Origin of the sequence: Halobellus inordinatus (assembly GCF_024464655.1) — an archaeon.
GTDB classification, from domain to species: Archaea; Halobacteriota; Halobacteria; order Halobacteriales; family Haloferacaceae; genus Haloquadratum; species Haloquadratum inordinatus.
In genome coordinates this window covers 309,724-324,285 of sequence record NZ_JANHAV010000002.1, presented here as the reverse complement: position 1 = coordinate 324,285, position 14,562 = coordinate 309,724, and the positions used below count along the sequence as shown (strand labels likewise).

Below are 14,562 nucleotides of genomic sequence, written 5' to 3'. Positions count from 1 at the left end.
TTTACGCGTCTGAATCGCGTGCCGATGCTGTCTCTCCCGAGCCTGAACTGCTGGTTCGTTCGAAGACGGACGAGAGTGCGCCGCCGAAGCCGCCGAAGCCGATCGCCGCGACGAGCGTCGTGAACGCACTTCGCCACGGTGGCAGTCCGACGGTGTCACCGGCGAGCGTTTCGGGCGGAAAGCCCGTCACGCCGATCCTGACGTACCCCTGCGCGCCGACAGGTGCATCTCCGACACCGACACGGGCGAGGAGTGCGAGCAGGACGGCGACAGTGACGTAGCCGCCCGTGACAGCCGCGCCGCCGGCGAATCCGCCGGCGTTCGACCGTACCGCGTAGACGCACTGTGCGGAGACCGCGCCGGCCCCGACGAGCAGGGTCGCAGGGAGCACGCCGAGTATCACAGAGCCAGGACCATCGAGCAGTTCGACGGTGTTGCGGACGACCATCGTTCGGCCGCCGCCTGTCGTCTCGACGAGTGTCACCGGCAACCCCATCGCTCCCCCGTAGGCCCAAACGGGAACGAACGCTGCCGGGACCGGCTTTCCGCCGGTCATCGTCGTGACCGCGCTGAGTCGCCCGAGCGGGCCAGCAGTCGTTAAGACGAGCCAGCAGGCCACGAGCGCAACACTGAGGAGGACAGTGAAACCGCCGACGAGACTCGCTGCAGCGAGCCGGCGACGCTTCGAGGTGGCGTAAGGGTCGTTACCGACGCAGAGGGAACCAAGGGTGGAACGGAACGAGCGGGAGGGCACGCCCGACCGGTTCACAAGAGCCGCTGAAAACGTTTGGGAGCGCGCGACGGCGGGCGCGTCTCAGCATCAGAGACCGAACCGGAGCAGCCACAGCGCCGCCATCCCGGCGAATATCGTCGCGAAGACGTCGTCGACGTACCACGCGACCGCACCCGCGACGATACCCGCGAACAGTCGCTCGTTGCCGACGACCGCGACCGCGCCACCGGGCGCGACGAACGATGGAACGGCGAGTGCGGCGAACACCGCCGGCGGTACGAAGCGAAGCGCACCGGTCACTCGCTCGGGGACGTCGTCGATCCGACCGAACAGGTAGATGAACGACGCGCGGATGCCGAACGTGGCGAGGCCGAGCGCGACGACGACGCCCCAGACCGAGAGCGGGCCGTAGTCGGTCGGCATCAGTGAGCACCTCCGTCGTCGGTGTCACGGCTCGCCGTCGCCAGTCGCTCGTCCGCGATCACGCCGGCGACGACGCCCGCCAGGCCACCGGCGATGAGGCCGAGGTTGAACGGCACGCCGAAGACGTCGCCGGCGACGGCGACGCTGCCGCCGACGACCGCCGCGACGAGTTTCGGCCGCGTGGTGACAGCGGGGACGAGGAGGCTCAAGAACACCAGCGGGACGGCGAACTCCAGCCCCCACGAGTCGGGGACGCGCGCGCCGACGACGATCCCCAGGACGGTACAACACTGCCAGACGACCCACAGCGACACCGCGACGCCGAGGTAGTAGTCTCGCCGCTCGGTGGAGTCGAGGTCGCGGTCCGTATAGCGCGCGATCGAGAGCGCGTACGCCTGATCGGTGAGCACGTACGAACAGAGCGACTTCCACCAGGTTCGGAGCGGCCGGAAGTGCGGCGCGATCGACGCGGAGTACATCACCATCCGGAGGTTGATCACGAGCCCTGTGACGAGGACGACCAGCAGTTCGGCGTTGCTCCCCAGCAAGTCGATAGCGGCCAGTTGTGAGGCCCCCGCGAAGACGACGACCGACAGCCCGACGGCCTGCAGCGGCGTCAGTCCGGCGTCGATGGCGGCCGCGCCCGCGACGAGCCCGAACGGGGCGATCCCGATCAGAATCGGCGCTGCATCGCGGACGCCGCGGCGCATCTCTGCGGGGAGCGGTACGCGGGACACGACAGAGTGCTCCGAGCGGGGCAATTAAACCGGTACCGTTTCGCCGCTCCGGGCGATCCCGGCGCTCGCCGTCCTCGACTCGCTGGGGACTCACGTGCGACACCACTAACTACCTCTCCCCAGTAAGAAGCGGTATGTCGAACGACGCGCAGTCGCAGGCCGGGACGGCCGAGGGGCAAGGCCCCGTCGAAATCTCTATCGACGTCGCCCGGCAGTTGGAAGAAAAGCGAGCGGAACTCTTCGAGGAGTTCGGAATCCGCGATCAGTTCCCGTCGCCGGTGCTCTCGGAGGCGCGCTCGCGCACCGAAGGCATCCAAGACGAGATCGAAGACGAACTCGACGAGCGCAAGGACCTCCGCGATCTGACGACCTGGACGACGGACCCCATCGACGCTCAGGACTTCGACGACGCCCTCAGCATCCGCGAGAGCGAGGAGACGTACACGCTGTGGGTCCACATCGCCGACGTGACCCACTACGTCCACCCGGAGTCCGAGATGTGGAACGAAGCCGTCGAGCGTGGGAACACGGTCTATCTCCCCGGCTACACGATCCATATGCTCCCGCCGGTCCTCGCGGAGACGGTCTGTTCTCTGGTCCCCGAGGAAGACCGTCTCGCACACACAGTCGAGATGGAGATCAACAAAGAGACGCTCTCCTTCGAGGAGGTCGACATCTACAAGTCCGTCATCCACTCCAACGAGCGGCTGACCTACACGCAGTGTGAGAACCGCCTCGACGACCCCGAGGCGCCGCTCCACGAGGAGAACGCGCTCGTCTACGAACTCGCCGATCAGCTCCACGAACAGCGGAAGGAAGACGGCTCGCTCGTCTTGAATCCGAGCCGCGACCGCGCCCACACGATCATCGAGGAGTGTATGCTGAAGGCCAACAAGGCCGTCACGCACGAACTGATGTGGAACCGCGGCGTCGAGGCGATGTACCGCGTCCACCCCCAGCCGACCCCGGATCAGTGGGACGAGGCGCTCCGCGAAATCACCGAACTCGACGGCGTGAACATCTCCGGTGCCTCCTGGGACGACCCCCGAAAAGCCGTCAACGACGCCTTAGAGAACTCCGATTCGCGAGCGCTCAACAAGATCCAGCGGGCGGTGCTGAAGGTGATGCCGCGCGCGAAGTATATGAACGATCCCTTCGGCGGTCACTACGCGCTCAACTTCGACATCTACGGACACTTCACCTCGCCCATCCGGCGACTGTCGGACCTCATCAACCACTGGATCGTCCACGAGAACGACGTCCCCGAGGACTTAGTCGAACTGTGCGACCGCGCGTCCGAGCGCCAGAAGGACGGCGAGACGGCCGAACGGCTCTACAAACAGTTCCTCGAAGAGGTGCATCTGGACCCACACGCCGTCAACAACCGCGGCGTGGTCACTGTCGACGACGACGGGAACGTGGTCAACGAAGAAGGGCTTCCGCCCGAGCGGATCGATCTGCGGGACGAGTAAGCGTCTCCGACCGCGCGGCCGGGCCGCTTACTGCTTTTTGTGCGTAAAGAGAAGTACCTCGTCCTCGTGTGTCGTTACGCAGAGATCGAGCAGCATACTGAGTTCGAGGCTGTTGTACTCGTCCTCGCAGATGACCAGATCGTCGAACGGGTCACCGCACGCGGGACAGGCGATACTCACAGTGTTCCGATACGTCGTCACCCCGCCCGCCGACTCGTGCGGCGTCAGCGACGAAGTGAGGTCGTCGTACTCGCTGTCCTCCATCGTCCCCACGAACGAGGTGATCCTTCATAATTCTACTCCTCGCGGCGGGGTCGGGAGGCAAAAAACTCCGCGACGCGGGCGACCCGTGGTGAGACGGCTTCGAGACCGACCTCGTTACTCGGCGATCGGCAGTTCGACGACGAAGACCGCACCCTCCGGGTCGTTGTCTTCGACCCAGACGTCGCCGCCGTAGGTGTCGACCAGCGTCTGGACGAGATACAGACCGAGGCCCGTCCCGCTGCTCTCGAGGCCTTTCTCGCCCTTGCCGAAGATGGCTTCCTTCTGGGATTCGGGCACGCCCCGCCCGTTGTCCGCGACGCGGACCTGCACCACCTCGGCGTCGTCGTCGACGGTCGCCGAGACGGTCACCTCGGGCACCTCCTTGTCGTTGTGCTGAACGGCGTTCGTCAGGAGGTTCCTGAAAACCGAGCCGAGAATGCCATTTGCCAGCACTTTCTCCTCCGGAATCGGCCCCTGAGTGGCGACGACGGCGTCGGTCTCGGATGTGAGATTGCTGAGTTCGCTTTCGATTGCGGCGCGGAGACTCACCGGCCGACGCTCGCTCTCGTCTGTGAGCATCACCTCCGCCATATCCCGCGCGGTCTGGGTGAGTTCGACCGCGTGGGCGGAACTTTCGCGGATCTTCCGGATGTACTCGCGCTCTTCGTTCGTCTCCGCGTCGTCGAGTTCCGCTTCGCGGAGTTCCAAGAGCAAGTCCGCGTAGGCGGTCACCAACTGGAGGTCGTTTCGGATGTCGTGGCGGACCACCTGATTCAGGGTGTCGAGGTTGTCGCGTTGCTCGCGCAGGCGCTGTTCGTACTCGTTGCGGTCGGTGATGTCGATGTACACGCCGAACTGGTGCGTGACGTCGCCGTCGTGTTCGATCGGGGCCGACCGGAAGAGAAAGTCCCGGACGCCGTCGCGGGCCCTGCGCCGCACTTCGCGCGTCAAGCGCCGGCCGTCGGCTGCCTTCTCGTCGAGCAGTTCGGCCTCCGTTGCTGCCTCCTGATGGGGTGGGACGATGAGGTCGTTGATGTCTTCGCCGATCGCCGCCTCGGCGTCGTAGCCGAACGTCGTCTCGAACGCCTCGTTGACGTCGCAGAGCACCGCCCCGCCGTCGGTGAGTTCGACGGTGACGATCGGCTCCGGGACGCCTTCGAACAGCGCCTCGAAACGGTCGCGTTCGCGTCTGAGTTCGCGCTCGCGCTCCCGGCGCTCGGCGCGCGACTGGGCGAGCGCGTTGCTGAGTTGGTTGAATCCGTGCTCGACGTGCTGCCACTCGTCGGTGTCGTCGAGGTCGACCGTGGTGCCGTACTGCTCGTCTTCGAGGGCCTGAAAGCCGCCCAGCAGGCGCGTGAGTTGCTGGATACTCTGCCGGTAGATCCACCACCCGAACCCGAAGAGGATGCTGAGAACCGCCAGGAGCGACCCGATCTGCACGAACGTCACCATCTGGATCGTCGATTCCACTTCCGAGCGGTCCTCGCGCACGCTGACCGTCCAACCCGTCTCCGAGACGGTTACGTTGTGAACGAAGTCAGTGCTCGTCGGCGAGCCGCTGGCAAAGATTCGCGTCCCGTCCCGCGAGTAGAGCCGCAAGCACTCCTCGCCGTCGAGCGTCGACGCGAACCGGGAGAAGAACTCGTCTTCCGAGAGGTGAAACACGGCGTTCAGCGTGCCGACGACGCGGCCGTCACGGTAGATCGGCGCACTGACCGTGATGATGTGGTTGCCGGATTCGGCTTCGACCGGGTCGCTGACGTACGTCGTTCCGTTCATCGCGCGCTGGAAGTACTCGCGGTCGCCGAACTCCGATCCGACGAGTTCCCGACGCGTCTCCGGAGAGACGTCGGAGACGATGTTCGTCATCGTCCCGTTGGCCGCGATGACTGACGCGCCCGAGAATCCCGACCGATTCACGAACCTCGCTAAGGCCTGCTGTTGTGCGGTGCTCCCGTGGTCTCCGATGGCCGAATTCGCGGCCGCGACAGAGACAGTCCGCTCCAGCGCCGTGAACTGCTTTTGGAGCTCCGAGCTGACGTGTTCGGCCGACCGCTGGACCTCCATCTCCTCGTGCGCGTACAGGGTGTCTTTGTACTGCTGAAACCCGACAAAGACGGCTCCCGAGAGGATGATCGCGACGATCAGTATCGAGAGCAAGAACGCACGCTTGATCTTCACTACCTCCCAGCATTTGATCCGGAGAATTGAATGTACTGATTCACCGCTGACGGGTTTCGGCGGACGAAGGGCGCTGGCGGGCGTCTCCACAACCCCGGGTGACGCCGGCCGTCCCGAGGCCAACGAGGAGGCCTGCTGCGTGGCCGACGTTGATGCTCGCGGGAGATCGGAGGAGTACGGCTGTGAAAACCTCGATTCCGACGAGTCCGGCGGCACAGACGCCGAACAAAAGCGCCAGGAGTTCGAGGTCGGTCACCCGCCCGTGCTGCGGCACGTGCACTAGGGCGAACCCGGCGGCAGCGAAGACGACGCCGCTGATACCGTAGACGGCGACGTTCGGGTCCGATCCGAAAGCGATTCCCCAGCCGGCCAGCGCCGCAATCGAGCCAGCCGCCGCCAGAATCGCCATCGCGGCGAATCGGATCTTCGAGAGGTGTGCCTCCGCGATCCGCCCGAACACGAACAGCGTGAGGACGTTGGGGACGACGTGAGCTAATCCACCGTGGAGTAACGGCGACAGCGGCCAGGCGAGCCACGGCGCGCGGAGGTACACGTAGTTTGTGGTGACGAACACCGACGGCGCGTCCCACAGGACGGTCTGGAAGGCCTGGAGCGCATAGACTGCGCACACCGCCACCGTGAGGAAGTCCGTGATCGGAGCGGACAGCGAACGGTGTTGGGCGAGGACCGGCCGCACCCCGTTGGCGAAGGGGGTAAGCAGATTCGTCACCGAGACGCGCCGCATCGTCTGTACGTCGAACCCGAACCGCTATGAGTGCTTGGGCGAGCGCTCAGGTCGCTCGCGTAGGTTTTTATACGAGGGTACGGCCAGCCACGCCGTGACGTAGTGTTCGCCCCGCGCCGAGTCGCGATCGTCCGGCACACCGGCGCGGGAGCGGTCGACCGGCGGTAGCGCAACCTACCCCCACCGAACCCGGTCGAGGACCGGCGTGTCGGCTGTTCGCCCCAGTGTACGGTCGTCTGCACTCACCAGTCGACCCGTCGGATTCTTGTCGTCCCAGCGTGAGGCTCGGACGTGCGACTCGTCCAGGTGATGGTCCCGACCGGGAAGCGAGAGGCCGTACTCGACGTTCTCGACGAGGAGGACGTCGATTACGCCGTTTCCGACGAGACCAGCGGCCGCGATTACACCGCCGTCGTCACGTTCCCGCTCCCGACGGCGGCCGTCGAACCAGTGTTGGACCAACTGCGGGGCGTCGGTATCGAGCGGGACGCCTACACTGTCGTCATCCAGGCCGAGACCGTCGTGTCCGATCGGTTCGAGGCGCTCGAAGAACGCTACGAGGCAGAAGAAGAAGAGAACGGCAACGGCGACCGGATCGCCCGCGAGGAACTCGTCGCGCGAGCGGACGAGATGGCACCTACGGTCCGACCGTACGTGCTGATGACCGCCGTCAGCGCCGTCGTCGCGACGGCCGGCTTGCTCCTCGACTCGCCCGCCGTCGTCGTCGGCTCGATGGTCATCGCGCCGCTGATCGGCCCAGCGATGGCCGCGAGCGTCGGCACCGTCGTCGACGATCGCGACCTCGCGATCCGTGGCATCAAGCTCCAGGCACTCGGCGGCGGTCTCGCGATCGCCGCCGCGGCGCTCTTCGCCGTGTTGTTGCGGGTGACGAACGTGGTCCCGCTCACGGCCGAGGAGGTGTTCGCGATCGGTGAGGTCAGAGAGCGTCTCGCTCCCGACGTCCTCTCACTCGTGATCGCGCTCGGTGCGGGCACTGCGGGTGCGGTCTCGCTCGCCTCGGGCGTCTCCTCGGCGCTCGTCGGCGTGATGATCGCCGCCGCCCTCGTCCCGCCGACGGCAGTCGTCGGCATCGGCATCGCGTGGGGCGAGCCGCAGTCAGTCGTCGGGTCTGCGGTGCTCGTGCTCGTGAACATCCTCGCGATCAACCTCGTCGCGCTCGTCGTGCTCTGGCGGTTGGGCTACCGCCCGAAGCTCTGGTTCCGCGAGGAGGAGGCTCGCTCGACGACGATACAGCGGATCGCGGCGCTCGCGATAGCCCTCCTACTTCTCACAGGGATGCTCGGCGCGTTCACTTACAGCTCCTATCGGACGAACGACTTCGAGAAAGACGCGACAGCGGCGATCGAAGCCGAGCTGCCGCCGGACGCCATACTCTTGGATCTCGAAGTGACCTACGAGGGCTTTCCGCTCCAGACGCCGCAGACGATCGTCGTGACCGTCGGCCACCCACCGTCGTCGTCGCCGCCGCCGGTCGCCACGGCAATACGCGACCGAGTTTCGGCGCTCGCCCCGGATCCGATCGGACCGTTCGGCCACGAGGAGATCCGCGTCGAGATCCGCTACGTCGGCGTCGACCGCTCGACGGCGTAGCCAATTCGGCCACGGAACCCGGATGCCACCGGAGTAAGATGCGCCAAATTCAGCGTTAAAGGCTCAAAGAGTTCCTTGCGCCAAGCGCGCGTTCAATAGCCGAGCGAACGAACGGGTGTGTATGAACCGTCGAATCGGGTTTACAGCAGTCCTCGTTGCAGCGCTCGTCCTCCTCGCCGGATGTAGCGGACCGCTCCAGTCCACGACGACCGACGCGGCACCGACCGGAGGCGCAGCCGACGGCACAGCGGCCGGAGACGTGACACGAACGATCTCGACGACCGGCACCGGCGAGGTGTCGGCAGACGCCGATCGAGCAGTGGTGACAGTCGCGGTCACCGCTCGCGCCGACACGGCCGAGGCGGCCCGTAGCGCAGTCGCCGAGAACGCGACGCAGATGCGCGACGCGCTCCGTGACGCCGGGGTCGACGACGAGTCGGTGACGACCGCGTCCTACCGACTCCAGCCCTACTACGCGGACGTCGACCGCAAGACCAGTGAGCGAGACGTCGCCGGCTATGAGGCTGTCCACGCGTACCGGATCGAAACGACACCCGACGCCGCCGGGACTGTCGTCGATACCGCCATCGGCAACGGCGCCAGCGAGGTCTACGGCGTGCAGTTCACGCTCAGTGCGGAGACACGCGCCGAGCTCCGCGAGCGGGCACTCGAACGGGCGATGAACGCCGCTCGGACCGACGCCGACGCGGTTGCCGCCGCAGCCAATCTCACCGTGACGGGCGTCCAGTCCGCGTCGACCGGCGGTGACTACGGCCCCGTCTACGCAGTCCGTGAGACCGCGTCCGACGCAGGTGGCGCGCCGACACAGTTCGACGCCGGATCGGTCACTGTCACGGCGCGAGTCGACGTGACGTACACCGCCGCGTAAGTCACGCCGAGGTCAGACGATCAGAAAGAGAACCGCCACGCCGCTGAGAACGACGACACCGAGAACGACCGCGACGAGTCGTCCCAATCGGTACGTGCCGAGAAACAGCGCGAGCACCGCCTTGACGAACGTGTTGGCGATCGCCGCAATGACGATCCCCGTCGTCGCGACCTCGGTCGAGACGGTGCCTTCGGCAGCGAGTCGGCTCAGGGTGATCGTCATTGCGTCGACGTCGGCGAGCCCGGAGAAAAACGCCGTCGCGTACACGCCAGACGCGCCCAGCCACTCGTTGGCGGACTCAGAAACGAGAAGCACGATCGCGAAGACGGCGCCGAAAACGAGCGCCGGTTGCAGTCGAAACGGATTCTTGAGTTCGTCGACCTCGACGGTCTCGGTGGTGGCCGTCCACCAGTAGAGGAACGCTGCCGAGACGGCCCCGACGGCCGTCATCACTCCCAGGGGTAGCGCGACGCTCGGGAGCAATTGGGGGTTGACGACGGACACCTCGACGAGAGCGCGGGGGAACATCACGACCGACGCGGTGACGACCGCAAAGCCACAGATGCGGTACAGCGTCTCGTTTTCGGCCGTCTTGCCCGCCATCGAGACTGTCGTCGCCGTCGAGGAGACGAATCCGCCGATGACGCCGGTGAGTGCGATGCCACGCTCCGGCCCCAAGAAGCGACCGAGCAGGTACGCGGCGGACCCGAGGCCGCTGACGAAGACGACCATCAGCCAGACGAACCGCGGATTGAGGCCGTAGAGTACGTCCATCGATCGGTCGGGGAGCGCCGGGAGAACGACTAACGCGACGAGGATGAACTTCGCTGACGCTCGTCGTTCGTGTTCCTCGATCTGGTCCGCGAACGTGTGGATGGGCTCTTTCACCGAGAGGAGGATCGTGACGACCCCTCCAACGACGATTGCAAGCGTCGCACCGCGATCGGAGTGCATCGTCATCGCGCCTAGAAGCGTCGTGAGCAACGCCGCAACGAGGGTTGTCAGCCCGATGTCTCCCTCGTACCAGACCTTCGCGCCGTATGCAACGGTGAGCGGGACGATGAGGAGACCGAGTGCGACCGGGAAGGTGCTGCGGAAGAAAGTGAAGACGAGCGCCCCATAGAGTGCAAACAACGGGAACGTTCGACTCCCCGCGAACTTGCCGCCGGATTCACTCTGTTCGCGTTCGAGGCCGACGAGTGCGCCGAGACCGAGCGCGACCAGGAGACGCCAGAGGACGTCGACAAAGGGTGCAGTAAGCGGATCAAACATCAGTCACACGTACTCGGACCTGTCAGTCCCAGTGAGGAAAGTAATTCGGGACTACTCCTGCCGGGACGGCGGGATGTCGGGCTCCCAACCGACCGCCTCGACCGCCGCGTCGAGCACCTCGTCGACTCCTTCGCCGGTCTCGACGCTCATCTGGAGGTCCGCCTCGACGTCCCGCGAGCGGTCACACTTGTTGTTGACAGTGAGGACGGGGACGTCGCGTTCGCGGAACCGCTCGGCGACAGCGTCGCGGAGTTCCAACTGCGCGTCCAGCGGGTAGCCGCACGCCCCGCTGGCGTCGAGGACGAAAACGACCGCGTCCGCAAGGTGCTCGATCGCGCTCACGGCCTGCCGCTCGATGTCGTTGCGCTCGTCTTCGGGTCTATCGAGCAGGCCCGGCGTATCGATGATCTGATAGCGGACCCGGTCGCGCTCGAAGTGTCCGACGTGGACGCCTTTGGTCGTGAACGGATAGCGGGCGATCTCGTTCTTCGCGCGGGTGACGCCGTTGACGAACGACGATTTGCCGACGTTGGGATAGCCGGCGACGACGATCGCCGGTTCGTCCGGTCGGATGTCGGGGAGCGTCTTCAGCGCGTCGCGGGCCTCACCGATCCGTTCGAGGTCGTCTGCGACTTCCTCGACGACGTCCGCCATCCGCGCGAACGCCTGTTTGCGGTGTTTGCGTGCCGTCTCGGGATCGGTCTTGCGGAGCTTCGGCTGGTACTCGCGGCGGAGTTCGGCGATCTGCCGACTCGCCCACGTCACCTCCGAGAGGCTCTGGCGGAGTTCGTCGACATCGACGATCGCGTCCGCGAGTTCGTAGTAGAAGGGATCGACCGTGCCGAAGTCGGGCCACTGCGTGACGACGTTCTCGAGGTTGTCCGAGAGGATCGACGAGGCCGTCTGCAGCATCGACTGCTGGGCCTCGAGACCGGACTTCGCGCGCCCCGCGCGGGCCGCCCGCGAGAACGCCTTGTCGAGAAGTTCCTCCGACCGGGGCGTCGTCGGAAGGGACTCGAAAATCATATGCGGTCCGTACTCGGCCGAACCGTAAAAGCGCGTCCGTTCGACCCTGTCACAGGCCGTGCGGCGACGTTGTCGGAAACGCGGCCCTGAGAGCGATCCGTCGGACACCCGCCGACGTTTTGCCGCTCGGAAGCGTGGACACGAGTATGAACACAGACTGGCGTGCCGTCGGCATCGGCTTCCTCGTGATGCTCGTCGTCGGCGCGGTCGGCCTCTCGCTTCCGTTTGTCGGCCAGGTCGGTGCGGGCCTCATCGGCGGGTTCGTCGCGGGCTATCTGGCTGGCGGCGTCGGGAACGGCGCGTGGAACGGGCTAATCGCTGGCTCGATCTCCGGCATCGTGCTCTCTGTGCTCGCCGCGACGATCGGCGGCCTGCTCGGCCTCGCCGGCGGTCCGCTGGGCGGATTCCTCGGCGGTGCGGGCGTCTTCATCGTCGGGGTCGTCCTCACGGTGTTGTTCGCCGTCGACAGCGCGATCGGCGGAGCGATCGGTGGCCTGATCAGCGGGTAGTTAGACGGTCTCTGAATCCCGATCTACTCGCCTTCGCCCCGGTCGAGATACTCCTGCTGGACGGCGACGACCTCCGAGGAGTCCTCGCAGTCGGCGTACCGCCGGAGCGGTTCCTCGTTCAGCTCCAGGAAGGTGTGGCCCCACGTGAACTTCGAGAGCAACTGCTCGGCTCGCTCGCGGCGGCCGAAGATCACGAGTCCGGCGGCGAGCGCCTCGACGGTCGTCAGTTGCATCGGCCGCCCGAAGTTGACCGGGTTCGCGGCCACGAGGTACGGGAGCGCGCGGTGTTCGCCGGGGAGTGAGAAGCGGGCCTCCCCCGCAGATTCCCACGAGCAGTCGAGCGCGACGAGCGGGCCCGCGTCGGCGTCTGCAGGCGAGAGCGCACGCTCGGCGTGGGGGTTCAAGACGACGCCGTACGGCGTCGCTCGGTCGGAGCGGTGGAGTTCCACGAGATCGAAGCGCGCGAGCTTTCGGGCCGTGCACTTGTCGGGGTCGTCGTCGCCCTCGTAGCGCACGTGAAGCACCTCGGCAGCGTCGTCCGGTGCAGCGTCCGCAGCGTCGACAGTCACGTCCGATCCGACGAGCGCAGCGGAGAAAAGGCGTTCGTCACGGCCGCGACGTCGCGGGGGTCATACTGTCGGGCAGAACTATGTGAAAATTTTCGGCACCCCGTGGGTGCCAAAATGATTCACGAACTGCTGTCCGACAGTATCAGGCCTCTCGTGGTCCACCGTCTGTCGCCTGCACCTCGACGGTGCCGTCTGCCGACACGCGGACGGTGTGGCCCGCGACAGTGAAGACGACGCGCGCGTCGTCGCCGTCGACGGACGCGAGGAACTGCTCGGCGCGTTCGGTGTCGGCGGCGGTGTAGAGCGGCGCTCCGTCCCAGCAGCCGTCCTCACCGAGCGCGCCGACAATCGTCGCATCGAGTTCCTGCGTGCCCCCGAAGTCGTGACGGGCGATCAACTCCCAGTCGGTCGCGCCCAGTCTGTGTCCGGATCGATCGGTCATAGCAGGGACTACCGCTGTCGATCCCAAGAAACGGCGCGACAGTGCGTCCGGATTTAGCCCAGTTCAGCCGGGTGTCGACGTTAACGAGACGTTATGATGCCAAGAACGGGCAATCGAGGCTATAGTAGCGTTTGCAACTGATAGGGACTATCGTAAGTCCTCGTAGATTTCTCGCCGGACGGTACGGCGAGAATCTCCGAACAGTTACGATAATCCCTATGATTACACAGCCAATCGCACGACTGCGTGCGATTCAGTGCGTGAAGACTTGCAAACGCTACTATAGTTCGGTCGCAGATGGCCGGTCACTCGCGCTTGCCAGCGCCGACGGCCGACTCGCCGACCGGTTCGTGACCCTCGATGACCTCAGTACCTCCCATATACGGACGGAGCGGCTCGGGGACGGTCACGGTGCCGTCGTCGTTCTGATAGTATTCGAGGATGGCGACCATCACGCGGGGGATTGCGAGCCCCGAACCGTTCAGCGTGTGGAGGTAGTCGGCCGATTCGTGGCGTTCGGGACGGTAGCGCAGGCCGGCCCGGCGCGCCTGGAACGCGCCGAAGTTCGAGACCGAGGAGACTTCGAGCCAGCGGCCGCCCTCTGCGGGGCCGTCTTCCATATCGTCGCCGGGTGCCCACACTTCGAGATCGTACTTCTTCCGCTGAGTGAAGCCGAGGTCGCCCGTACACATCTCCAGGATGCGGTACGGGAGTTCGAGTCGGCGGAGGACCTCCTCGGCCTCGTCGACGAGGCCCTCGAAGCGCTCCTCGCTCTCGTCGGGTCGGACGAAGTTCACCATCTCCACCTTGTTGAACTGGTGGACGCGAACGATACCGCGGGTTTCGGTGCCGTGTTCGCCCGCCTCGCGCCGGAAGTTCGGCGTGTACGCCTGCACTTTCAGCGGGAGGTCGTCGTCGAGGAGGATCTCGTCGCGGTACATATTCGTCACCGGGACCTCCGCGGTCGGGCAGAGCCAGAGGTCGTCGTCGTCCCACGGGTCCTCGTTCGCCCCGCCGATGCGGTAGGCGTCCTCGGTGAACTTCGGGAACTGGCCGGTGCCGATCATCGACCGGGAGTTGACCGGGATCGGCGGGAAGACGTCGGTGTAGCCCTGCTCGCGGTGGACGTCGAGCATAAACTGGACCAGGGCGTGTTCGAGTCGCGCGCCGTCGCCCTTCGTGAAGTAGAAGCCGCCACCAGTCACTTTCGCGCCGCGCTGGAAGTCGAGGATCTCCAGTTCCTCGCCGAGGTCGTAGTGAGGGACGACCTCCTCGGGGAGGCTCCGCAAGTCGTCGAAGCCTTCGCGACGGCGTTCGACGTTCTCGGACTCGTCGTCGCCGATCGGGACGTCGTCGTCGGGGATCTGCGGGATCTCTAGGAGCGCCGCTTCGAGTTCGGCTTCGAGTTCGTCGGCGCGTTCCTCGATCTCTTCGAGTTCCGCTTTCAGCTCCTGGGAGCGCTCGATGGCTTCCTGGGCCTCCTCCTCGTTGCCTTCGGCCTTCAGATCGCCGATCTTCGAGGAGATCTGGTTGCGTTCGTGTCGCAGGTCGTCGCCGCGCTGTTTGAGCTCCCGCCACTCCTCGTCGATTGCGAGGACGGAGTCGAGATCGACGTCCTCGACGCCCTTCTGTTCCAGAGCCGCGCGAACCGCCTCGGGGTTCTCGCGGAGGAACTGTCTCCCGATCATA

Annotated in this window: 15 protein-coding genes; 4 read left to right on the top strand and 11 right to left on the bottom strand. The window is 65.7% G+C overall.

Features of this window, described 5'->3' with window-relative positions:
• Window position 1: 1 nt before the first annotated feature.
• The 3 genes from NO347_RS05950 to NO347_RS05940 all read right to left on the bottom strand — a co-directional run bounded on the left by NO347_RS05950 (window position 2) and on the right by NO347_RS05940 (window position 1,866).
• Complete coding sequence (locus NO347_RS05950; RefSeq protein ID WP_256288720.1) at window positions 2–754, bottom strand: hypothetical protein; 753 nt, start codon at window positions 752–754, stop codon at window positions 2–4.
• A gap of 66 nt (window positions 755–820) precedes the next feature.
• Entirely contained in the window at window positions 821–1,156 is a 336-nt protein-coding gene (locus NO347_RS05945) for an AzlD domain-containing protein (protein WP_256288719.1), read from the bottom strand.
• On the bottom strand, window positions 1,156–1,866 hold the full coding sequence (locus tag NO347_RS05940) for an AzlC family ABC transporter permease (protein ID WP_256288906.1): 711 nt from the start codon (window positions 1,864–1,866) through the stop codon (window positions 1,156–1,158). The genes NO347_RS05945 and NO347_RS05940 overlap by 1 nt, the downstream gene beginning before the upstream one ends.
• A 161-nt stretch (window positions 1,867–2,027) precedes the next feature.
• Here NO347_RS05940 and NO347_RS05935 point away from each other — a divergent pair, with 161 nt between their 5' ends.
• The gene (locus NO347_RS05935; RefSeq protein ID WP_256288718.1) at window positions 2,028–3,365 is read left to right on the top strand and encodes a ribonuclease catalytic domain-containing protein; all 1,338 of its coding nucleotides are present in this window, start codon (window positions 2,028–2,030) and stop codon (window positions 3,363–3,365) included.
• Between the two features lie 27 nt (window positions 3,366–3,392).
• On the opposite strand, the gene NO347_RS05930 is transcribed toward NO347_RS05935, so the two are convergent.
• The 3 genes from NO347_RS05930 to NO347_RS05920 form a co-directional block, all read right to left on the bottom strand.
• Window positions 3,393–3,629, bottom strand: a complete 237-nt coding sequence (locus tag NO347_RS05930) for a DUF7385 family protein (protein ID WP_121568593.1) — start codon at window positions 3,627–3,629, stop codon at window positions 3,393–3,395.
• Between the two features lie 114 nt (window positions 3,630–3,743).
• The gene (locus NO347_RS05925; RefSeq protein ID WP_256288717.1) at window positions 3,744–5,810 is read right to left on the bottom strand and encodes an ATP-binding protein; all 2,067 of its coding nucleotides are present in this window, start codon (window positions 5,808–5,810) and stop codon (window positions 3,744–3,746) included.
• A gap of 40 nt (window positions 5,811–5,850) precedes the next feature.
• Complete coding sequence (locus NO347_RS05920) at window positions 5,851–6,555, bottom strand: rhomboid family intramembrane serine protease (protein WP_256288716.1); 705 nt, start codon at window positions 6,553–6,555, stop codon at window positions 5,851–5,853.
• 291 nt (window positions 6,556–6,846) lie between these two features.
• Here NO347_RS05920 and NO347_RS05915 point away from each other — a divergent pair, with 291 nt between their 5' ends.
• Together NO347_RS05915 and NO347_RS05910 are read left to right on the top strand one after the other, a co-directional pair.
• The gene (locus NO347_RS05915) at window positions 6,847–8,166 is read left to right on the top strand and encodes a TIGR00341 family protein (RefSeq protein ID WP_256288715.1); all 1,320 of its coding nucleotides are present in this window, start codon (window positions 6,847–6,849) and stop codon (window positions 8,164–8,166) included.
• A gap of 121 nt (window positions 8,167–8,287) precedes the next feature.
• Entirely contained in the window at window positions 8,288–9,055 is a 768-nt protein-coding gene (locus tag NO347_RS05910) for an SIMPL domain-containing protein (protein WP_256288714.1), read from the top strand.
• A gap of 12 nt (window positions 9,056–9,067) precedes the next feature.
• Here the strand turns inward: NO347_RS05910 and NO347_RS05905 are convergent, their stop codons facing one another.
• On the bottom strand, window positions 9,068–10,327 hold the full coding sequence (locus NO347_RS05905) for an MgtC/SapB family protein (RefSeq protein ID WP_256288713.1): 1,260 nt from the start codon (window positions 10,325–10,327) through the stop codon (window positions 9,068–9,070).
• Window positions 10,328–10,378: 51 nt separating this feature from the next.
• Window positions 10,379–11,353 carry an NOG1 family protein gene (locus NO347_RS05900; protein ID WP_121568598.1) on the bottom strand — a complete coding sequence of 325 codons (975 nt, stop codon included), beginning with the start codon at window positions 11,351–11,353 and terminating at the stop codon, window positions 10,379–10,381.
• A gap of 146 nt (window positions 11,354–11,499) precedes the next feature.
• On the opposite strand from NO347_RS05900, the gene NO347_RS05895 reads away from it, so the two are divergent.
• Entirely contained in the window at window positions 11,500–11,862 is a 363-nt protein-coding gene (locus tag NO347_RS05895; RefSeq protein ID WP_256288712.1) for a DUF5518 domain-containing protein, read from the top strand.
• A gap of 23 nt (window positions 11,863–11,885) precedes the next feature.
• Here NO347_RS05895 and NO347_RS05890 read toward each other — a convergent pair whose 3' ends face one another.
• From NO347_RS05890 to serS, 3 genes are all read right to left on the bottom strand, one after another.
• Window positions 11,886–12,386, bottom strand: coding sequence for a DUF367 family protein (locus NO347_RS05890; protein ID WP_256288905.1), 501 nt, complete (start codon window positions 12,384–12,386; stop codon window positions 11,886–11,888).
• A 187-nt stretch (window positions 12,387–12,573) separates the two neighbouring features.
• Complete coding sequence (locus tag NO347_RS05885) at window positions 12,574–12,873, bottom strand: HalOD1 output domain-containing protein (protein WP_256288711.1); 300 nt, start codon at window positions 12,871–12,873, stop codon at window positions 12,574–12,576.
• A 305-nt stretch (window positions 12,874–13,178) separates the two neighbouring features.
• On the bottom strand, window positions 13,179–14,561 hold the full coding sequence (gene serS / locus NO347_RS05880) for a serine--tRNA ligase (protein WP_256288710.1): 1,383 nt from the start codon (window positions 14,559–14,561) through the stop codon (window positions 13,179–13,181).
• Between the last annotated feature and the right edge of the window lies 1 nt (window position 14,562).